The sequence below is a fragment of the Paraburkholderia elongata genome, assembly GCF_013177735.1.
In the GTDB taxonomy this organism is placed as follows: domain Bacteria; phylum Pseudomonadota; class Gammaproteobacteria; order Burkholderiales; family Burkholderiaceae; genus Paraburkholderia; species Paraburkholderia elongata.
Window position 1 is genome coordinate 15577 of the sequence record NZ_WOEZ01000055.1, and the last position, 21546, is coordinate 37122.

16 protein-coding genes are annotated in these 21546 nt (G+C 62.3%); 12 read left to right on the forward strand and 4 right to left on the reverse strand.

Annotated elements, in window-relative coordinates:
* Positions 1-97: 97 nt before the first annotated feature.
* On the reverse strand, positions 98-394 hold the full coding sequence (locus tag GNZ13_RS11760) for a PsiF family protein (protein WP_172163861.1): 297 nt from the start codon (positions 392-394) through the stop codon (positions 98-100).
* A gap of 448 nt (positions 395-842) precedes the next feature.
* Between GNZ13_RS11760 and GNZ13_RS11765 the strand changes: the two genes are divergently transcribed.
* Positions 843-1139, forward strand: coding sequence for a YciI-like protein (locus tag GNZ13_RS11765; protein ID WP_172163864.1), 297 nt, complete (start codon positions 843-845; stop codon positions 1137-1139).
* A 584-nt stretch (positions 1140-1723) separates the two neighbouring features.
* Positions 1724-2887, forward strand: a complete 1164-nt coding sequence (locus tag GNZ13_RS11770) for a transposase (RefSeq protein WP_172163867.1) — start codon at positions 1724-1726, stop codon at positions 2885-2887.
* Between the two features lie 213 nt (positions 2888-3100).
* Here GNZ13_RS11770 and GNZ13_RS11775 read toward each other — a convergent pair whose 3' ends face one another.
* A complete protein-coding gene (locus GNZ13_RS11775; RefSeq protein WP_328807220.1) occupies positions 3101-4654 on the reverse strand; it encodes a mannose-1-phosphate guanylyltransferase/mannose-6-phosphate isomerase in 1554 nt (517 codons plus the stop codon).
* Positions 4655-5302: 648 nt separating this feature from the next.
* On the opposite strand from GNZ13_RS11775, the gene GNZ13_RS11780 reads away from it, so the two are divergent.
* From GNZ13_RS11780 to GNZ13_RS11825, 10 genes are all read left to right on the forward strand, one after another.
* A complete protein-coding gene (locus tag GNZ13_RS11780) occupies positions 5303-6700 on the forward strand; it encodes an undecaprenyl-phosphate glucose phosphotransferase (RefSeq protein ID WP_172163870.1) in 1398 nt (465 codons plus the stop codon).
* A gap of 90 nt (positions 6701-6790) precedes the next feature.
* Positions 6791-8248, forward strand: coding sequence for a UDP-glucose dehydrogenase family protein (locus GNZ13_RS11785; protein WP_172163873.1), 1458 nt, complete (start codon positions 6791-6793; stop codon positions 8246-8248).
* 48 nt (positions 8249-8296) lie between these two features.
* The gene (locus GNZ13_RS11790) at positions 8297-8752 is read left to right on the forward strand and encodes an arsenate reductase/protein-tyrosine-phosphatase family protein (protein WP_172163876.1); all 456 of its coding nucleotides are present in this window, start codon (positions 8297-8299) and stop codon (positions 8750-8752) included.
* Positions 8746-9981, forward strand: a complete 1236-nt coding sequence (locus tag GNZ13_RS11795) for a polysaccharide biosynthesis/export family protein (RefSeq protein ID WP_172164070.1) — start codon at positions 8746-8748, stop codon at positions 9979-9981. Before GNZ13_RS11790 ends, GNZ13_RS11795 begins: the two co-directional genes overlap by 7 nt.
* A 158-nt stretch (positions 9982-10139) precedes the next feature.
* Positions 10140-12338, forward strand: coding sequence for a polysaccharide biosynthesis tyrosine autokinase (locus GNZ13_RS11800; protein ID WP_172164073.1), 2199 nt, complete (start codon positions 10140-10142; stop codon positions 12336-12338).
* Between the two features lie 59 nt (positions 12339-12397).
* Complete coding sequence (locus GNZ13_RS11805; RefSeq protein WP_172163879.1) at positions 12398-13330, forward strand: glycosyltransferase family 2 protein; 933 nt, start codon at positions 12398-12400, stop codon at positions 13328-13330.
* A 118-nt stretch (positions 13331-13448) separates the two neighbouring features.
* Entirely contained in the window at positions 13449-14636 is a 1188-nt protein-coding gene (locus GNZ13_RS11810; protein WP_172163882.1) for a glycosyltransferase, read from the forward strand.
* Positions 14637-14639: 3 nt separating this feature from the next.
* Positions 14640-16100: a glucose-6-phosphate isomerase gene (locus tag GNZ13_RS11815; protein ID WP_172163885.1), complete on the forward strand. Its 1461-nt coding sequence runs from the start codon at positions 14640-14642 to the stop codon at positions 16098-16100.
* A complete protein-coding gene (locus GNZ13_RS11820) occupies positions 16097-17356 on the forward strand; it encodes a glycosyltransferase family 4 protein (protein ID WP_172163888.1) in 1260 nt (419 codons plus the stop codon). The genes GNZ13_RS11815 and GNZ13_RS11820 overlap by 4 nt, the downstream gene beginning before the upstream one ends.
* Positions 17353-18519, forward strand: a complete 1167-nt coding sequence (locus tag GNZ13_RS11825) for a glycosyltransferase family 4 protein (protein WP_172163891.1) — start codon at positions 17353-17355, stop codon at positions 18517-18519. The genes GNZ13_RS11820 and GNZ13_RS11825 overlap by 4 nt, the downstream gene beginning before the upstream one ends.
* An 18-nt stretch (positions 18520-18537) precedes the next feature.
* On the opposite strand, the gene GNZ13_RS53820 is transcribed toward GNZ13_RS11825, so the two are convergent.
* Both GNZ13_RS53820 and ppk2 read right to left on the reverse strand, forming a co-directional pair.
* Complete coding sequence (locus GNZ13_RS53820; RefSeq protein ID WP_328807221.1) at positions 18538-19836, reverse strand: Fic family protein; 1299 nt, start codon at positions 19834-19836, stop codon at positions 18538-18540.
* Positions 19837-20292: 456 nt separating this feature from the next.
* Positions 20293-21492, reverse strand: coding sequence for a polyphosphate kinase 2 (gene ppk2, locus GNZ13_RS11835; protein WP_236001956.1), 1200 nt, complete (start codon positions 21490-21492; stop codon positions 20293-20295).
* Positions 21493-21546 lie beyond the last annotated feature (54 nt).

Here is a 21546-nt window from a genome sequence, read left to right on the forward strand (position 1 = left end):
GGAGAAAGGCAGTAGCCGCGCCGGAAAGCGGCGCGGCCCTGTTCGAGCAATACGCGGCTGAGCGCGCGGCGTGTGGGCCGCGCCGATTGCCTCGTGTTTAGTTAGCCGGCGCGGACGACAGGCAGGTCTTCATGAAGGCCTTGCGGTCGTCGCCTTTCTTGTCAGCGGCTTGCGTGTTGCACGCCTTCATCTTGTCCTGCTGGCTCATCGGCGCTGCGGCAGCCGGCTTGGCGGACAGGCAGGTCTTCATGAAGGCCTTGCGGTCATCGCCTTTCTTGTCGCCGGCCTGCTTGTTACAGTCGGCCATTTTCGTTTGCTGGCTGTTCTGCGCGAACACCGGCGAAACGAGGACCGCGCCCAGCACCAGCGTAGCGATAGCGGATTGGATTTTCATGTGGCACTCCATCGGTGGTGAAAACGTTTTTGGTCGTTCATGCGCGCGGGCGTCAATGGAGTCCAGGACCCCTCGGCACGCGCATTATGGCAAATGCTGTCTGCCAGAACGGACAAAAGGGCATTCCGGTTGACAAGCGCTCACGCTGGTTTTCCCCTACGCGGCGGGGGATGGCGGTGCTCCGGCGAATGAAACGGCTCAATCGTAGCCGGGCCAAAATATGTTATGCAATCCGGATTAATTGGCGAGGTGCATGCAAATGAATTAGCACACCGTCGTTCGATATGGGTGATCAAATATTAAGCATTCGATCCGCATTGCTGCAGATGCAAATGAATAGAAAATCGGCAGAAAATCCCGTTGACGATCGTACGGGTCATCTTGACTCGAATTTCCGCGCCGATGCGCCGCCCGCCCTCTGCGCCACGCAAGCCAAAGGAGGCTCGCCATGCACTATCTGTTGATCTATGACCTCGTACCGGACTACCTCGAGCGGCGTGGCGTGTATCGCGAGGCCCATCTGAAACTCGCCTGGGCGGCAGCGGAACGCGGTGAATTGCAACTGGCCGGCGCGTTGACCGAACCCGTGGACACTGCCGTGCTGCTCTTCGAAGGCGACTCTCCTGCAGCCGCCGAAGCCTTTGCCAGAGCCGATCCGTACGTGCTCGCGGGGCTCGTGGCAGTTTGGCGCGTACGCCAATGGATGACTGTGGCGGGTGAGGGCGCGGCGAACCCTATGCGCTAGAAGAGAAGCCGATCAGCCACGCTCGCGCGGCGTCGAGAGGAATGCGAACTGCATGAAGAAGCGCTGCGTTCGCTTGCGCGACAATGGCGTCTCGATGCCGATCAGGTGCTGTCCACTCATTGTGTCCACGCACTTCCCAGCCGGGCAAAATTACATTAAAAACGCATCAAAATGCATTGTGGATCAAGTGCGGATTTCGTAAAGACCATTCGCCGCCCTTGCCGTGTCATTGTGCTGTGCAATAGTGTGTTTCGGAGCCGGAACCGACAGCCGTTCTGTTACAGCAATGCGTGAAATGACGCAGCAAAAAGGACAAGATTGTTTCCATCCGTAACACTTGTCTCAACGATATTCACGCAAACCCTGGTGATGGTATGCTTCGTGCACAAATTCTCCCATGCACGAGTGAGACCACGTTTTGTGCTTCGCAATAGGGACAAACCGCACTAACCCAGTGCGATATTGACCAGCAAACAGAACGTACAAAACATATTTGTGCAACCGAGGGCTGCACACGGATCGTGAAAGTTGAATCCGTGGCCGCCCAAAGCCGCGGCCGGGCCAGGCCGCGTGGAGAAAACCCAATGTTTTTCGATGAGCTAAGCAATGAAGAATGGGCGCTGCTAGCAGCGCTTGTCTCTGATGAGCCGGCCGTCCGTCTAAACCGACGCGGCCGGCCCCGCGCCGAACCACGTATCGTGGCGAATGCCGTCCTGTGGATTCTGACAACTGGCGAACCCTGGTCGAAGCTGCCGGGGCGCTATCCGTCGGGTCCCACATGCCGGCGCCGTTTCGAAGAATGGCAGTTGAACGGCACCCTCCTCGAGATGGTTCGGCTGTTGTCGCAAACCGGGCGCACCTTCGCGTACGTCCCGCAACCGGCGCCGCCCGTCGCGGTCAAGCCGGCAGCACCGGTAGCGGAAACCCCCAGCGTGCGCGACGAAAGTCTGCGTGGTGTGTCGTGGAAGAGCCCCGAGTCGTGGCAGACGCCCGGCATGTCGAGCAGTCTGAGCAACTGGCGTTCGGCCGATCCGATCGCCGATATCACACGCCAGTTGTCCGGGCTGACGAACGTGCCGCCGGTATCGCGCGCGCCTTCGAAACCTTCGACACCCGCCTCGTCATTCGCAGCAAGGCCTGCTATGCGCGCCGATCTGCAAAGCATGGACGAAGCGCGGGCGGTGGACGCGGCAATGCACAGTCTGGATTCGGCCATCGCGTCGGCACGCCGCACGCAACAGCTTGAAGATCAGCGCAGCCCGCTGTCGATGAGCCTCGCGCCACGCGGCACGCAAGTCGCCGACCGGCGCGGCTACGTGATCTACGTTGCGGCGGAGCAGGTGCCCAACGCCATGTATCGCGCGTGGGCGGAGATCATGAAGGACGGCAAACGCGTCGAGCGTTCCGGCCTCGTCGGCCCGCGTTTTGAAGAAGCCGACGCGGCAGAGCAATACGCGCTCGAATGGGCGCGGCAGTGGATCGACCGTGAATGCGTCACGCAGGCTGCGGCAGACGCCGCACCGGCAGTTAACGCGGCAGCGGCTGCGGCTGCGCGTCCGTTGCCGGCCATGCGTCATGTGCCGGAGCCGGTCACGGTGAATCACGGCGGCCCTTTGCACGGTCCGCTCAATGCGTTCCGTGGGCCACTGCGTCGTTATCCTGGCGAACCGGCCGCACCCGCGACCGAAAGCAGTAGTGCATCAGATCGTTTTCCGTCGTACCCAGAACTCATCTCCCACGCGGGATGAGCGAGACGGCAAGCGCAGCAGCACCCCGCGGCCGTTAGGAGCAACCGCCGCAGGTTCCCGCTTCATCTGTTGTGAATCATTGGCGTTGCCTGACTGGTGTCGATTGACGTTGCCTGGGCGCTGATTAAAGTTGCCCGCCGGCGTCCTTCACCGGCGTTCCTCATTGGCGCGCTTTCATCGGCGTGAGTCAGTCGCGTGCTTCACGGGCGTCCCTCATTGGCGTCCATACGTATCGTCGAAGCGCACGATATCGTCTTCGCCGAGATACGAACCCGATTGCACCTCGATCATTTCGAGCGGCATCTTGCCCGGGTTCTCGAGACGGTGGGTGACGCCCAGCGGAATATAAGCCGATTCGTTTTCGGAGACGATGAAGCGATCTTCACCTCGCGTGACGAGTGCGGTGCCGCGCACGACGATCCAGTGTTCCGCGCGGTGATGATGCATTTGCAGCGAGAGCCGCGCACCCGGCTTCACGACGATACGTTTCACCTGGAAGCGCTCGCCGGTGTCGACGGAATCGTAATTGCCCCACGGGCGATGTACCTTGCGATGACTGGCCGCCTCCAGCCCGCCATCGCTGCGAATCCGTCCGACAATCTTCTTGACGTCCTGCACGCGCGATTTGTCCGCGACCAGAATCGCATCGGCCGTTTCGACCACCACGAGATCCTGCGTGCCGACGCAGGCAATCAGGCGTCCTTCCGAATGCGCGAAGGTCGAAGCCGCCCCTTCGAACATCACGCGGCCGCGGCCCACGTTCTGATCGGCGTCTTTCTCCGAGATGTCCCAGATCGCGTCCCACGAACCCACGTCCGACCAGCCCGCTTGCAATGGCACGACCACTCCGGATGCGGCGGTCTGATCGTTACCCAGTTGCTCCATCACGGCGTAGTCGATCGAATTCGACGGCGAGGCGCTGAACGCGTCGCGTTGCAGACGGAAGAAATCGCCGTCCGCTTTGCCACCCGCGAATGCTGCTTGGCAGGCTTCGTAAATCGCCGGCTGGAAATGGCGGATCGCCTTCAGCCAGGTCGACGCGCGCATGATGAAAATGCCGCTGTTCCACCAGTACTCCTGCGATTCGATATAACGCTGCGCCAACTCCAGATGCGGTTTTTCGACGAAGCGATCGAGCTTGTGCGCGCCGATCTTGTCGGCTGCATCGGCGTCCGTCGCGCCAGCGTCGTTAGGCGTGCCAAGCGCCTCACCGATGCGGATGTAGCCATAGCCTGTTTCCGCACGCGTCGGCACGATGCCCATCGTCACAATATGGCCGGCGGCCGCATGCTGTACGCCGGCGGCCACTGCCGCATGAAAACCGTCGATATCGGTCACTGCGTGATCGGCGGGCATCACGACCATGATGCCGTCCTCGTCCTGCGCGGCGATCGAAAGGGCGGCCACCGTCAGCGCCGGCGCCGTGTCGCGCCCGGCAGGCTCGAGAATCAGCCGGGTCGGTTTGCCGCTCGTGCGCAATTGCTCGGCGGTCGTGAAGCGCTGTTCTTCGTTGGCCACGACGACCAGTTGCTCGGCGAGCGGATGGCCGGTTTCGAGCCCGTCGAGCCGACGAGTGGTCGATTGCAGCAGCGAGTCGTCGCCGAGCAGGCCAATCAGTTGTTTCGGATGCTGCTCGCGCGACATCGGCCACAACCGTGTGCCGGAGCCGCCCGCCAGAATCACGGGATGAACCTTGAGCTTGACGTTTAGGGGCATAGCTTGCGTGGACCGGGTGTCGGCGGGCGTGGCCGTAACCAGAGCTGTCATGAGATGGACTCCTCGAGGCTGGGTGAATGCGTCGAGTTTTATCACGAAGTAATGAATCAATAAAAGCGCGTTAAATGGAAACTATATAAAACGTCTAATAAAATTCGTCGCTTCGTGAAGGAAAAATGTCCGGATAATTTTTAAAAAAGAAAAATTACCCGAAAAAAATAGCGGGCAATTTTTTTGTCCAGCGGAATGAGGGAAAATGGAGGTGAACGACGAGATGTAAGCTTCGTAGGAAAACAGACAGATTGACTCACCGCCGCCTCCAGAAAGGCGATAAAAGGGGCTCTCAAACGCTAATTCGGTAACAATTGCCGCACAAAATTCAGAAAAAATACCGAAATTTTGACCGATACATTTTGAGATTTTTTGCTGTCTTGCAGTCCGAATTTTAATATCGCTTTATCTATACCTGTACAAGGGTATTCACTCATTCAGGCACCTGCTTTCCGAATCGGCCGTTCAGGAATTTTTTATCTGGAAGGCGGCAGGGCAATTAGCACCGGTTCAATCAGTTTCGCGTTGCGCATTTATCTGGCAGGCGCGAATACCGGCGTTGCGCCCCCGGCGGCAAGACTTGATGAGTGTGATGGGAATTCAACCAACCAACGGATGGCACTTGACTGACGAACTGAGGGGCAGCGCATGCTGAGCGTTCTATCGAGAATCATCGACATCGCCATGGTCGCGCTCGGCGCCGCCATCGCGACGGCCGTGCACAGCGGGAAATTGGCGTGGCTGGACGACGTCCAAAGCGTGTCGCTCGCGTTCGACTGCCTGCTGGTGGTGGTGTTCTTTCCCGCGCTGGGGATCTATCAGTCGTGGCGCGGCAAGCCGCTCTACGACCTGTTGTGCCGCGTCGCGGGCGGTTGGGTGATGGTGGAGGTCACCGGCGTGCTGATCAGCTTCAGCCTGCACCGCTCGGACAGCCTGTCGCGGCTGTGGCTCGTGTACTGGGCGGTTGCCACGATCGTGCTGCTGATCGTCAACAAGGCGATCGTCTATTCGATCCTGCGCGGCCTGCGCCGCGAAGGCTTCAATCAGCGGGCGGTGGCGATCGTCGGCGGCGCGCCGTATGGGCGCTTCCTGATCGAACAGATGCGCAGCCGCCCGGAAGCGGGCTTTAGCCCCGTCGTGGTGTTCGACGAGGAGGGCACGATCAATCCCTATGAAGACCCCGATGCGAGCGATTCGATCGAGGGCGTGCCGGTCGAGCGCGATTACGCGCGGATGCTTCAACTGGTGCGTCAGCGTGCGATTCGCGAGCTGTGGCTCGCGCTGCCGATCTCGAAGGAGAAGGCGATCCACCGCTTCGTAATGGACCTGAAGAACGACTTCGTGAACATCCGCTTCATCCCGGACGTGCGCAGCCTGACGCTCTTCAATCAGCCGATGGTGGATCTGCTCGGCGTGCCGGCGATCAACCTGGCCGCCTCGCCGATCACCGATCTGCGCGTGCTGCCCAAGCGCGTCTTCGACCGTCTGTTCGCGCTGGCGGCATTGACCGCGCTGTCGCCGGTGATGCTGGTGATCGCGGCGATGGTGAAGCTGAGCTCGCCCGGCCCGGTGTTCTTCCGCCAGAAGCGCAAAGGCATCGACGGCAACCAGTTCGAGATCTACAAGTTTCGCTCGATGAAGATGCACAAGGAAGAGGCCGGCAAGATCACCCAGGCCACGCGGCGCGATCCGCGCATCACGGCGGTCGGCGCGTTCCTGCGGCGCACCAGCCTCGACGAATTGCCGCAATTCATCAACGTGCTGCGTGGCGAGATGTCGGTGGTCGGCCCGCGCCCCCACGCGCTCGAACACGACGACATCTACAAGGATCTGGTGAAGGGCTACATGCACCGTTACCGGATCAAGCCGGGTATCACCGGCTGGGCGCAGATCAACGGCTATCGCGGCGAAACCGACCGCATCGAAAAGATGATGGGCCGCGTCAAGCTCGATCTGTACTACATGCAGCACTGGACCTTCTGGCTCGACATCAAGATCGTCGTGCTGACGCTGTGGAAGGGCTTTGTGGGCAGCAACGCTTACTGAGCGTCGCATTGCGCATTTATCGAGCAGCCGCTGCGCAACGCATCGCGCGACGGCTCTCCTGAATCAACTCCATTTTCCGAGGTGTAATACATGAACCTGACGATCATCGGTAGTGGCTACGTAGGCCTCGTGACGGGCGCTTGTCTGGCCGACATCGGCCACGACGTCTTCTGTCTCGACGTCGATCAGCGCAAGATCGACGTGCTCAACAACGGCGGCGTGCCGATCCATGAACCGGGTCTGCAGGAGATCATTGCGCGCAATCGCAAAGCAGGCCGCCTGAAGTTCTCGACCGACATCGAGGCCGCGGTCGCGCACGGCGACATCCAGTTCATCGCGGTGGGCACGCCCTCCGACGAAGACGGTTCCGCCGACCTGCAATACGTGCTTGCCGCCGCGCGCAACATCGGCCGCCATATGACGGGCTTCAAGGTGATCGTCGACAAATCGACGGTGCCGGTCGGCACGGCGTCGCGCGTGCGCGACGTGATCGGCGAGGAACTGGCCGCGCGCAACGGGAGCCACATGTTCTCCGTGGTGTCGAATCCGGAGTTCCTGAAAGAAGGCGCGGCCGTAGAAGACTTCACGCGGCCTGACCGCATCGTGCTCGGTTGCGATGAAGACATGCCGGGCGAAAAAGCGCGCGAACTGATGAAGCGCCTCTATGCGCCGTTCAACCGCAATCGCGAACGCACGCTGTACATGGACGTGCGTTCGGCCGAGTTCACCAAGTACGCCGCCAACGCGATGCTCGCCACGCGTATCTCGTACATGAACGAGCTCGCGAATCTGGCCGATCGCGTCGGTGCTGATATCGAAGCGGTGCGCCGCGGCATCGGTTCCGATCCGCGGATCGGCTACGACTTCCTGTATGCCGGTTGCGGTTACGGCGGTTCGTGCTTCCCGAAAGACGTGCAGGCGCTGATTCGCACGGCAGCCGATCACAAAGCCAACCTGCGCATTCTCGAAGCGGTGGAAGCCGTCAACGACACGCAGAAAAAGATCCTCGCGCACAAGATCGTCGATCGTCTGGGCGAAGACCTGTCGGATCGCACCTTCGGCGTGTGGGGCCTCGCGTTCAAGCCGAACACGGACGACATGCGCGAAGCGCCGAGCCGTCCGCTGATCGCCGAACTGCTGCGCCGTGGCGCGCGCGTGAAAGCCTACGACCCGGTTGCGATCGACGAATCGAAGCGCGTGTTCGCACTCGATCTGAAGGATGTGCCGCAACAGCACGCGCGCCTGTCGTTCGTGAACGAGGAGATGGACGCGGCCGAGGGCGCCGATGCACTGGTGATCCTCACCGAATGGAAAGTCTTCAAGAGCCCGGATTTCGATTTGCTCAAGGAGAGCCTCAACACGCCGCTGATTTTCGACGGCCGCAATCTGTACGAGCCGGACGCGCTGCTCGAACTCGGTATCGAGTATCACGCGATCGGCCGTCAGCACGCGCTGCGCAATGCGCCGGCGAAGGTCGGCGCGAACGGTATGCCGGTAACAGCCCATTCGCCTGAAGCGGTCGAGGCCGCTCAGGAAGTTGGCCAATAAGTTGGCCAATAAGCCGCCGCGCCGTCACGCCTCGTTAAGGAGCCCGCTATGTTCGCTAACGTTCTGATCGTCTGCCACGCCAACGTGTGCCGTTCGCCCGCTGCCGAGATGCTGTTCAAGTCCCGGCAGCGCACGGCGTCGCGGTCGTCCTCAGCGCCGATCGCGTTTCATTCGGCGGGCCTGCGTGCCGCGAACGGCCACGGCATGGACCCGGTGATGCGACGCCTGCTCGACGAGCAGGGCGTCGCCTCCGGGATCCACTATTCGCGGCGCCTCGAGCGCCAGCTCGTGCGTTCCGCCGACCTGGTGCTCGTCACCGAGCGCGCGCAGGTGAGCGCGGTCGAAGCGCTCGATCCGGCCTCGCGCGGCAAGGTCTATCCGCTCGGCAAGTGGGAAGACGATTCCGACGTCGCCGATCCGCACGGCGGCGTGGAATCCGACTATAGGGAGAGTCTCGTGCTCATCGAACATCTGGTCATGGGATGGCTGAAAAAAATATGCTGATGAAAAAACTCACTGCACACACATTCGCGAACTGCAACTCGACAGGCTTTAAATCGAGGTTTGCCGCCACGCTTTTGCTGACGTCCTTTCTGTCGGCCTGCGCTACCGCACCTGGCAATTATCTCGACACGTCCCGTCTGAAAGACGACGGCCAGCACCAGAGTCAACAAGCTAACGAAACCTATCCGGTCCATCTGATCGACGGCCCGCTGGTTGCGGCGCAAGCGCAAGCTCAAGCCAGCGCCGCGCAACAGGCGCTGCCGACCTCGCATTACAGCGATCCGTCGCAGTACGTGTACCGGCTCTCGCCGCAAGACATTCTCGGCATCACCGTGTGGGACCATCCGGAATTGACCACGCCGCAGGGCAGCACGCTGTCGGCGGGCGGCAACACCACGCAGAGTGTCGGCGGCGCCCTGCAGCAGCCGTATACCGCTGCGCTGCCGGGCCAGGCCGATCCTTACGGCCAGACTGTCGCCGCGGACGGCACGATCTATTTCCCGTTCGTCGGCCGTATCAAGGCCGCGGGCAAGACCGTGGGCGAGTTGCGCGATCAGTTGAGCGCCGGCCTCGTGCGCTACATCCGCAATCCGCAGGTCGACGTGCGCGTGCTGTCGTACCGCGGCCAGAAAGTGCAGGTGACCGGCGACGTGAAGACGCCGGGCCCGCTCGCCATCAGCGACGTGCCGCTCACGCTGGTCGACGCGATCACGCGCTCGGGCGGCACGAACACCGACGCCGACATCCAGCGTGTGCGCCTCACGCGCAACAACAAGCTGTACGTGCTCGACGCCAACCGCATGCTCGACCAGGGCGACACCACGCAGAACGTCATGCTGCAAAACGGCGACGTGATCAACATCCCGGATCACAACGACAGCCGCATCTTCGTGATGGGCGAAGTGAAGACGCCGATCCAGCTGCCGATGGTGAAGGGCCGCCTGACGATCGCCGACGCGCTCACGCAGTCGGGCGGCATTCTCGACACGGACGCCAATCCGCGCCAGATCTTCGTGATGCGCGGCATGCGCGAGCATCCGACCACGCCGGACGTGTACCGCCTCGACATGACGCAGCCCGACGCGATCATGCTGTCGTCCCAGTTCCAGTTGCAGCCGATGGATGTCGTGTATGTGGGCACCGCCGCTTCGACCACGTTCAACCGTGTGTTGCAGCAGGTCCTGCCGACCATACAGACGCTGTTCTACCTGAAGCAGTTGACGAAATAACCGTCTGAGCCGCCGACAGGCCCGCGCCGCTCTCTCAGGGCGCGGGACCGAAGCAAACGCCAAGGCAAACGCGCAAGCACATGCCAAAGCAGACGCTGAAGCCCACGCCGAAGCAACCAAAACGGGATCGAATTGTGAGCAATCAAATCTCTCCACACATGGCCGGTCCGATCAAGACCGAAGAAGAGGACGTCGTCCTCGGGCAACTGGTGCAGGTGATCCTCGACGACATCTGGTGGCTGATCGCGATCGCCGCGGTGATCGTCGCGCTGGCCGCCGCGTACTGTTTCCTCGCCAAGCCGATCTATTCGGCCGATGCGCACGTGCGGGTCGAGCAGTCCGACAACACCTCGCAGGCGCTCACGCAAACGCAGACGGGTGCGGCGATCACCACCGGCTCGACTTCGCTGCCGACCGACGCCGAAATCGAAATCATCAAGAGCCGCGGCGTAGTCGGTCCGGTGGTCCAGCAACTGAAGCTGAACTTCAGCGTCGTGCCGAAGACGATTCCGCTGCTCGGCAGCATCGCCGCGCACATTGCAACGCCGGGCCAGCCGGCGCGGCCGTGGCTGGGTCTGTCTTCATACGCGTGGGGCGGTGAAGACGCCGAGGTCGATTCGATCGATGTGGTGCCCGCGCTCGAAGGCGAAAAGCTGACGATGAAGGTGTTCGACGACCAGCACTACGAACTGTTTGCAAAGAACGGTTCACTGCTGCTGCGCGGCCAGGTCGGCCAGCAGGAACAGGGTGGCGGCGTGACGATCCTCGTCAGCAAGCTGGTGGCACGTCCGGGTGAAGAGTTCACTGTCACGCGCTATAACGATCTCGACGCGATCGCCGCGTTCCAGTCGGCAATCACCGTGCAGGAGCAGGGCAAGCAAACCGGCGTGATCCAGATCTCGCTGGAAGACAAGAGCCCTGAGCACGCCGCTCTGGTGGCCAATGCGCTCGCGCAGTCGTATGTCCGTCAGCACGTGTCGAATAAACAGGTCGACGCGAGCAAGATGCTCGACTTCCTGAAGAGCGAAGAGCCGCGCCTGAAGTCCGATCTCGAACGCGCCGAAGCCGCCTTGACCGCGTACCAGCGCCAGTCCGGCTCGATCAATGCGAGCGATGAAGCCAAGGTCTACCTCGAAGGCAGCGTGCAGTACGAGCAGCAGATCGCCGGTTTGCGTCTGCAGATGTCGCAACTGACCCAGCGCTATGGCGACGACCATCCGATGCTCGTGGCCGCGCGCCAGCAGATGGCCGAACTGGAGGCGCAACGCGCCAAATACGCGGACCGCTTCCGCGATTTGCCGGCGACCGAAGTGAAGGCCGTGCAGTTGCAACGCGACGCGAAGGTGGCGGAAGACATCTACGTGCTGCTGCTTAACCGCGTGCAGGAGTTGTCGGTGCAGAAGGCCGGTACCGGCGGCAACGTGCATATCGTCGACCAGGCAATGCGCCCGGGTGCGCCGGTCAAGCCGAAGAAGGTGCTGATCCTGTCGGCGGCGGTGATTCTGGGCCTGATCTGCGGCACCGGTTTCGTGTTCCTGCGCCGCAATATGTTCAAGGGGATCGACGACCCCGACCATATCGAGCGCGCTTTCCATCTGCCGGTGTACGGTCTCGTGCCCTTGAGCGCCGAACAGGCTGTGCTCGAAAGCGGCTTCCAGCGCGGCGGCGAACGCCTGCGCTCGGTGCTGGCGAATGCGCGGCCGAAGGACGTCACGATCGAAAGCCTGCGCAGCCTGCGCACCTCCATGCAGTTCACGATGATGGACGCGAAGAACCGCATTGTCATGCTGACCGGTCCCTTGTCCGGCGTCGGCAAGAGCTTCCTGACGGTCAATCTGGCGGTGCTGCTCGCGAACTCGGGCAAACGCGTGCTGATGATCGACGGCGATATGCGTCGCGGCGTGCTCGAACGTTACCTGGGCGGTGTGCAGGACAACGGTCTGTCGGAATTGCTGAGCGGGCAGATCTCGCTCGAGGAAGCGATTCGCGCCTCGAACGTCGAAGGCTTGAGCTTCATCTCATGCGGCCGCCGTCCGCCGAATCCGTCGGAACTGCTGATGTCGCCGCGTCTTCCGCAATACCTGGACGGCCTCGCCAAGCGCTACGACGTGATCCTGATCGACACGCCGCCGGTGCTGGCCGTGACCGATGCGTCGATCATCGGCGCGTACGCCGGTTCGACCTTCTTCGTGATGCGCTCGGGCGTGCACAACGAAGGTGAGATCGCGGAGGCGTTGAAGCGCCTGCGCGCAGCCGGCGTGCACGTGCAGGGCGGCATCTTCAACGGGATGCCGGCGCGTTCGCGCGGCGGTTACGACCGTGGTTATGCAGTGGTCCATGAATATTTGAGTACCTGAGCCACCAGACTGAGCCCATTGTTCTGATTCCAGCGCAAACACGATAAAAGGACATCACGATGAAAGTGACGGTACTGGTTCCGACTTACCGCCGCCCGGCCGACCTGGCGCGCTGCCTCGCAGCACTGCAACGGCAGTCGCGCGCACCGGACGAAGTGGTGGTGGTCGCGCGCGCCGACGACGAAGCGACCCACGCCTGCCTGCGCAATCCGGCCGTGCCGGGCACGTTGCCGCTGTCCGTCGCGCTGGTGGACGTGCCCGGCCAGGTCGCGGCCCTGAATCGTGGACTGGACGCGGCCAAAGGCGACGTGATCGCGATCACCGACGACGATGCCGCGCCGCACGTGGACTGGGTCGAACGTATTGCTGCCGCGTTCGAAAGCGATGCGCGCCTCGGTGCGCTGGGCGGACGCGACTGGGTGCATGAAAAAGGCCGCGTGCTCGACGGCGAGCGGCCGCTGGTCGGCAAGGTCACGGCGCATGGCAAGATCATCGGCAATCACCACCTTGGGGTCGGCGGCGCACGCGAAGTCGACATCCTGAAGGGCGCTAACATGAGCTACCGGCGCGAGGCAGTTCGCACGATCCGTTTCGATCAGCGTCTGCGCGGCGCGGGCGCCCAGGTTCACAACGACATGGCCTTCAGTCTGAGCGTGAAGAACGCCGGCTGGAAGCTGATGTACGACCCGCGCGTAGCTGTCGATCATTTCCCGGCCGAACGTTTCGACGACGACCGGCGCGACGCGCAAACCATGGCGGCATTGCGCAATGCCGCCTTCAATTTCCATCTGATCCTGCGCGACCAACTGCCGCCGCTGCGTCGCGAAACCGCGTGGTGGTGGTGGACGCTGGTCGGCACGCGGGTCTATCCGGGTCTCACGCACGCCGCGCTCGCGCTGGTTTCGAAACAGGCGAGCCTGAGGCTATCGCGCTGGCGCGCGGTGCGCACCGGCGCGCATGAGGCGCGCCGCGCGCTGTCCCGGACCGCGTGAGCGCCGCTCGACCCCGCGTGTCCCGCGTGATCCAAACGTCCTGCACGTTCGTGCATCGGCACAGGCGCCTGCTTGCGCATGCCGATGCTCCTTTCCACCGGCAGAGCGGAGTGTCTGCATGAGTACGAAAGTTCACGTTCATCTGTTTTACGGTGCCGACCCGCGCTTTTACCGGCCGGGCGACAACATCGGTTGCCTGTACGGCTATCACCATGCCGAATCCGATGCGTTCGCGCTGACCTATTCGCGGGACGCTCGCGAGAGCAAGCCAGTTTGTTTGCTGCGCCGCGCGCTGAAGGCGGCGCTTGGGTTCGACTTCATCCATACGTGGCGCAACCGCGCCGAGATGTTGCGCTCGGACGTGATCTGGACACATACCGAACAGGAATGGCTGTCTGCCGCGTTGATGCTGCTGCTGAGCGGCCGCAAGGCGGGTGCTAATGCTTCGCCATTGCTGTTGGCGCAAAGCGTGTGGCTGCTCGATAAATGGCCTTCCTATGGGATTCTGCGCAGCTGGCTGTATCGCAAGCTGATGACCCGCGCCGACCAGCTGACCACGCTCGCCAGCGAAAACGCCGAACTGTGCCAGCGCTACTTCAAGCGCGACGCAAAACCGCTCTTCTACGGCCTCAACACGCAGGACTTTCCCGTAAAGGCGCCGACCGAATGGACGCCTCACACGCCGATCCGCATCGCCGCGATCGGCAACGATCGCGACCGCGATTGGGAAACGCTCATCAAGGCCTTCGGCAACGATGTGCGCTACACAGTGAAGCTCGCGACACGCCGGCGGATTCCCGCCTCGCTGCGCGCGCCGAACGTCGAGATCGCGTTGTTCTCGGGCATCAAGAAACAGCACGAACTCTACGACTGGGCCGACGTGATCGTCGTACCGCTACGGCCGAATTCGCACGCCTCGGGCATTACGGTGATGCTGGAAGCGGCGGCGGTCGGCAAGCCGATGGTGGTCACCAACGTCGGCGCGCTGCAGGATTATTTTCCGGCGGGCGAGGCGGCTTATATCCCGCCGTTCAACCCACAGGCGTTGCGCGAGGCGGTGGATCGGCTCGCCGCCTCTCCGATGGATGCGTTGCGCCAGGCGCAGGCGGCAGCCGCCGGTTTGCTGTCGCGCGATCTGACCACGCAGAACTATGCGATGCAGCACGTGAGGGTGACGCAGGAGATGCTGCGGGCGCGCGCCGCGCCCGCCGCTGCCACCGTGAACCAGCCGGTGCGAATCCGCGCGGGCAGCCAGGGGCAGGGTCAAGGTCAAGGCCCTTCGCGCCAATCGCGCGGGGGTCTCTAAACGATGTCGACGATTGCGCGAGGTGGCGACAACGCGGGGCGGGTTCAGTCCGGCGCTCGCAAAGAGTGGCTGCCGGAGGCTTTCCTGTGGCTGATCACAGCGATGCTGATCATCGCGCATCAGGGCACGGTGCTCACGCTCGGATTCCCGGTGCTCGCGATCCTGACAGGCCTGTGGCTCTACTTCAAGAGTCCGGCGCGCTACATCGGTTTCATGTGGTGGCTGTGGTTCATGAGCCCGGAAGTGCGGCGTCTGGCCGACTGGTCCAAAGGCTCATTCACGCCGACCAGCCTGATCCAGGTCGCGCCGCTGGCGGTGACGATGATCAGTGCGCTCTCTCTACTGCGGTACTACAAGCTGCTTTCGCAGCGGCGCGGCCTGCCGGTGCTGCTCGTTCTGATGGGGCTCGCCTACGCATTCATGATCGGCGTGATGTCGAGCGGACCGCTCGCCGCGACCTATGACCTCGCGAACTGGCTCTATCCGATCCTGATCGGCTTTCACATCATGGCGCACACGCGTCAGTACCCGAAGTATCGCGACACCATCGTCAGCACTTTTATCTGGGGCATGCTGGTGATGGGCGGTTACGGCCTGATCCAGTTCTTCATCATGCCGCCGTGGGACGCGCTGTGGATGCTCGGCTCGCAAATGAATTCGCAGGGCGATCCTGTGCCGATGGGTGTGCGCGTGTTCAGCACGATGAACTCATCGGGACCGTTCGCGTTCGCGATGATGGGCGCGATGGTCTACGTGATGGCGGCGACGCACCGCGTGCGCTGGGTTGCCGCGGCGCTGGGCTTCTTTTCCTTCGCGCTGAGCCTCGTGCGCTCGACGTGGGGCGGCTGGGTGATCGCGCTCCTGATCCAACTGGTCAAGGCGAACAACAAGGTGCGCGTGCGGATCGTTGCGAGTGCGGTGCTGCTTGCCGGTCTTTGCGTGCCGCTGCTCACAGTCGGCCCGGTCGCCGAGCGGATGCAGGCGCGCCTGAACACGCTCGTCAATCTGAGCGACGACCAGAGCTATGCCGCGCGTAACGAGTTCTACGCGACCTTCGCGAAGACGGCATTTACCGACGTCTCCGGCGAAGGCATGGGCGCGACTGGCACCTCGACCAAGCTCTCGAACGACGGCGGTCAGCTCGGCCAGTACGGAAACTTCGACAGCGGCGTGATGAACATCCCGTTCGTGCTCGGCTGGCCCGGTACCTTGCTCTACATGTCCGGCATCGTGTGGCTGGTGGTGCGCGCGGCGCTCGCGTCGTTCAAGCTGCGCAACGACAAATTCGTTTCAGCTTGCCTGAGCCTCAGTCTCGCGACCTTCGCGATGCTGGTGTTTACCAATTCGCTGGTCGGCACCGGCGGGCTGCTGCTTTTCATGAGTGTTTTTTCGATCCTTTCTGCGGTGCACTACGAAAAGATGAACCGCAGACGCACGCTATTTCCCCACGGAGGCACTGATTGAGAGTCGCCATTGTCACGCACGTCGTGCGCCATAACGACGGCCAGGGGCGCGTCAACCACGAGATTGCGCGTGCCGCCCTCGATGAGGGCATCGCAGTCACGCTGGTTGCGTCGCACGTTGCGCCGGATTTGCTCGCGCATCCGAACGTACGCTGGGTGCCGGTGAAAATCGGCCGCTGGTGGCCCACCAATCTGCTGCGCCAGCAGGTGTTCGCATTCAAGAGCGCGATGTGGCTGCGCGCGCATCGCCGCGAATACGACGTGCTGCACGTGAACGGCTTCATCACGTGGATGCCCGCCGACGTCAACACTTCGCACTTCGTACATAGCGGCTGGTTCGGCAGCAAGTACTACCCGTTCGGGCTCACGAAAGGCGTGTGGTCCGCGTATCAGTCGGTCTATACGCGCTGCAACGCGTTGCTCGAACGCTGGGCTTACCGGCGCTCGAAAGTGATCACGGCCGTGTCGCAAAAGGTCGCCGATGAAATTCGCGCGATCGGGTTGACGCCTCATAACCGGGTCGACGTGATTTACAACGGCGTCGATACGCAAGGCTTCGCGGCCGCAACGGGCGACCGCGCGAAATTCGGTTTGCCTGCGGACGCATTCCTGCTGCTGTTCGTGGGCGACCTGCGCACGCCGCGCAAAAACCTCGGCACGGTATTGCAGGCGCTCAAGCATCTGCCCGAACACGTGCAGATCGCGGTGGCCGGATTTCTGCCGGGCAGCCCGTATCCGGAAGAAGCGAAGACGCTCGGCATTGCGCATCGCGTGCATTTTCTCGGCCTGGTCAAAGAAATGCCAGTGCTGATGCATTCGGTCGACGCGTTCGTGTTCCCGTCGCGCTACGAGGCGATGAGCCTGTCGCTGCTCGAAGCGATGGCCGCGGGCCTGCCGGTGGTCACGGCGCGCACGGCGGGCGGCGCCGAAATCATCACACCGGAATGCGGCATCGTGCTCGACGATCCGGACGATCCCAAGGCATTGGCCGGCGCCGTCGCGCGTCTTGCTGAAAACGACGACGCGCGCCGCGCGATGGGCATTGCTGCCAATGAACTCGCGACCGGCTTCGGCTGGGCGCGGATGGCCGCGCAATACATCGCGCTGTACCGGCAATTGGAGGGGCAGCAGAAGGACCGCCGGCGTAGCGAAACGGAAACTGCGGCAGTGGCCAAGACCGACGCGCTGACGCTGCACACGCTGGCCGGGCAGACAATTCACCACCATTCTCAGAACGCACAGGGGCAACAATCATGACCACGAGCTCAATCAAATCACTGCAGATCGGGATGCACTGGTTTCCCGAGCGCGCGGGCGGCCTCGACCGCATGTATTACTCGCTGGTTGGCGCGCTGCCGGGCGCGGGCGTTGCGGTGCGCGGCGTAGTGGCCGGCTCGCCCAAAGTCGCCGCGGACACCGGCGGTGCGATCAACGGTTTCGGCTCCGCCGCGCAATCGCTGCCGCTGCGGCTGATGGCGGCACGCCGCGCGCTGCGCCAGGAGATCAGCACCTCGCGTCCCGACGTGATTTCGTCGCACTTCGCGCTGTACACGTTTCCGGGTCTCGACGTGACGCGCGGCATTCCGCAGGTTTCGCACTTTCAGGGGCCTTGGGCCGACGAAAGCCATGTGGAGGGCGCCGATTCGCTCGGCCAGCGCGCCAAGCGCTATCTGGAGCAATCGGTGTATGCGCGCTCGTCGCGGCTGATCGTCTTGTCGGAGGCGTTTGGCAAGATTCTGACTTCGCGCTATCGCATCTCACCGGACCGTGTGCGCGTCGTGCCGGGGTGTGTGGACGTCGAGCAGTTCAATCTGCCGATCACACCGGCCGAAGCGCGCCTGAAGCTGCAATTGCCGCAAGACCGGCCGATCGTGCTGGCGGTGCGCCGCCTGGTGCGCCGCATGGGTCTCGAAGATCTGATCGATGCGGTGAAGCTGCTCAAGCGCACAGAACCCGACGTGCTGCTGCTGATCGCGGGCAAGGGGCGGCTCGAAGGCGAGTTGCAGGCGCGTATCACCGAGGCAGGCCTCGAGAACAACGTGAAGCTGCTGGGCTTCGTGCCCGATCAGCATCTGGCTGCTTTGTACCGTGCGGCAAATATCAGCGTGGTGCCGACGGTGGCGTTGGAGGGCTTCGGGCTGATTACCGTTGAATCACTGGCTTCGGGCACGCCCGTGCTGGTGACGCCGGTAGGCGGCTTGCCGGAAGCGGTGGCGGGTTTGTCGCCGAATCTGGTATTGCCGGCGACGGGGGCGAAGGCGATTGCGGAAGGTCTGGCAGGCGCGTTGAACGGCTCGCTAAAGTTGCCGGATGCCGAGGCTTGCCGTCGCTATGCACGCGAGAATTTCGACAACTCGGTGATCGCGAAGCGGGTGGCCTTGGTGTATAGCGAGGCGATCAAGGCGGGTGGGGGGCATTGAAAGGAGGGCGGGCCGCGTCTACGTGGCCCGGCTGCCGTCGGCGTTAAGCAAACGGAAGTCGGCAGGAGACTCCTCAAACGCGTTGGCGCTCCTCATTGCAGACACCAGTCCAGCAAGGTCTGCATAGTCGAAAGTGGCGCACCAACTACCCATGCGCGATAGCGCATTGATGAGCGGCTCCGGCCGCCCGCTCTGCGTGAGCGCCCGGAGGCAGTCGACGAACTGCGGATGAAATAACGTTGGAATCGTGATGCGTGAGCGTCCGCACCTCGACAGTTCCGCATTCATGACCAACCTGGAAAGCCGTCCGTTGCCGTCTGCAAACGGATGTACTTCGACGATGAGAAAAAGGTAATAAATGGCCCGTGCCATCCCTTCTGGGATAGTCAAGGCAAGGCGAGATCCTTCGGCCAGTGTGCCGCGCACGTGCGAGGGTTGGACGAACTGGGTCGTGCCTGCGTAGTTCGCCTCGAGCTTGAGGTGGCCGGGGTCCACTTCTGGCCGGCGCTCGAGCATGACGCGATGCCGTTCCTGAAGCAAATCGACGAAATCGTCGCCAACCGGCGGCACCGCCGCCCGGGTTTCCGCGCGATACGCAAGATTGAACACGCCCAGGATGTCGTGCGAATCCTTGGGGCGTTGCGCAACTATCTGGTTGCGCAGAACAATACCCTCGGCTTCCTCCACGGAGAATCGGGTTCCTTCGACGTAGTTCGAAAAATACGATTCAAGAAACGCAAAATGGATTCGGGCGCTGCCTTGAGCGGCGACGTCTGTTATGTCAGGCAGTATCGCCGTGCGCAGCGCAGTGGCAAGTGTGCTGAAAAGATCAATACGCTCCATGTCGATGGGCGTGCCTTGAGCGATGGCCAATCCAGCCTTTGTTTTGAGCACGCCCTTTGAATGAGTACTCAGCAGAGCGCCGATTATCCTGTTGAGTACGTCGAAGCTGGCTGTCGCGTCGAGCGGATCGGCGAGCGCGCGAGCGCGGTCTCGAACCTGGTTGAGCCCGGCTTCCTTGTTTGCATTCAGGCAGGTAATGAGCCGTTCTTCAACGGCGTCACGCGCCGCGCGGGTGGTGGCCGATCCCCGGCTGAGATTTTCCAGAAGAGCGCGTTCCTGCGAGGCCCAGTAAAGGTCGAGCGAACCGAGGCGAAGATCGCCCGGTTGCGGCCCGGGCCCTTTGATGAGGACCAGCGTGAGGTCCGGATACCGGATGCGCCGGTTAAAGCGAGTCGGATGGGACAGTACGACTTCATTGGACGCTGTGATGCCACCCGCAAACGCGCTGAGATGCGTGACTACGGCACCCGGCACGGCATGGGCTGCGATCCTTTGCCAGTTTCGATGAATTCTGCCGGATACCTCCTCTTCGCTGCCGGATTCGACGTATACGCCGCGGCCGACACGAGTCAGGCTGCCTTCCTTCGCGCGGCGCTGCAGACTGCGAGCAAGCGCGGGATCAGCGGTCGTAAAAAATACGTCCTCTGAATGTCGTTTTCCAGCTTTGGAGAGGCTCACTTGGGGAGAATATGTCGTTTTCCAGCTTTCAATTTAGCATATCTGTCGTTTTCCAGCTAAATTAAAGTGATCCAGCGGCGATCCGCGCTGTCGTTTTCCAGCTAATCTGCTTGCTGAACCTGCCGACTTTGTCGTAAACCAGCTAAGGAACAGGCAAATATGTCGTCCCAGCGCTTATAAGCCCGTGCTTGAGTGTCGGCGGATGCACCTAGCCTTACTGTCCTTGGGCGGGGGGCCGCAAGAGCCTCTGCGTTACATCGCCCGCCCGACGATCAGCGGATTCACCACGCCGGTCGCCTCGGCGTCGCGATTCGCATAGGGCAGCTTATGCAGCACGTAGCGCATCGCATTGAGCCGCGCGCGCTTCTTGCAATCGGAGCGGATCACGGTCCACGGCGCGTCGGCCGTATCGGTCTGCGCGAACATCGCTTCTTTGGCCTGCGTGTATTCGTCCCATTTGTCGAGCGAGGCGAGGTCGACCGGACTCAGTTTCCATTGCTTGAGCGGATGCACCTCCCGCTCCTCGAAGCGGCGGCGCTGTTCCTCCCGGCTTACCGAGAACCAGAATTTGATGATATGCGTACCGCTGCGCGCAAGGTGCCGCTCAAATTCAGGTACCTGTTGCATGAATTCGCCGTACTCCTGTGGCGAGCAGAAACCCATCACCCGTTCGACGCCGGCGCGGTTGTACCACGAGCGGTCGAACAGCACGATCTCGCCCGCCGTGGGCAGATGCTGGACATAGCGCTGGAAATACCATTGGCCGCGTTCCGACTCGCTCGGCTTTTCCAGCGCGACCACGCGCGCGCCGCGCGGATTCAGATGTTCCATGAAGCGTTTGATCGTGCCGCCTTTGCCGGCCGCGTCGCGTCCTTCGAACAGAATCACGACGCGCTGGCCGGTTTCCCGCACCCACGCCTGCAATTTCAGCAATTCGACCTGCAGGCGATATTTCTGCTTTTCGTACGCGCGGCGGGACATCAAATTGCGGTACGGATAACCGCCTTCGCGCAGCGCCGGCGACAGTTCGTCGTCGGGATGGCGCACGGCGCCGGCATGCCAGGTGGCGGGATTGCCTTCCAGCAATTGCATGCGCAAGGCTTGGGCTTCGTCGGGCGAGAGGCCGTCCAGCAGCGTCTTGATGCTGTTCATCGCACCGCCGGGCTCGGGTTCGGCTTGGGTTTGCCCGGCAAGAACGCTTTCCATGCCGTTGACGATGAAGGCGTGGGCGGCTTCCACTGAACGGCTGGTTTCGCTGCGTTCGGCGGCACGCGCTGCGTGATGGGCATGGACGGCTGCTTCGCCGCTGATGGCGCTATGCGAGTCACTTTGCGTGGTGCCGCGAGTAGCATCGCGGATGTCGACGGCGACGTCGCCGCGGCTGACGAGCCGAGGCGCTGGCGCGCTCGCGAGTTTTATCCTGCGGGGATGCCAAGATAGGGGATTCCTCATGGAAGATTGATCTTTGCGCGCCGGCACTAACGAACGCAGACGCACATGCAAACG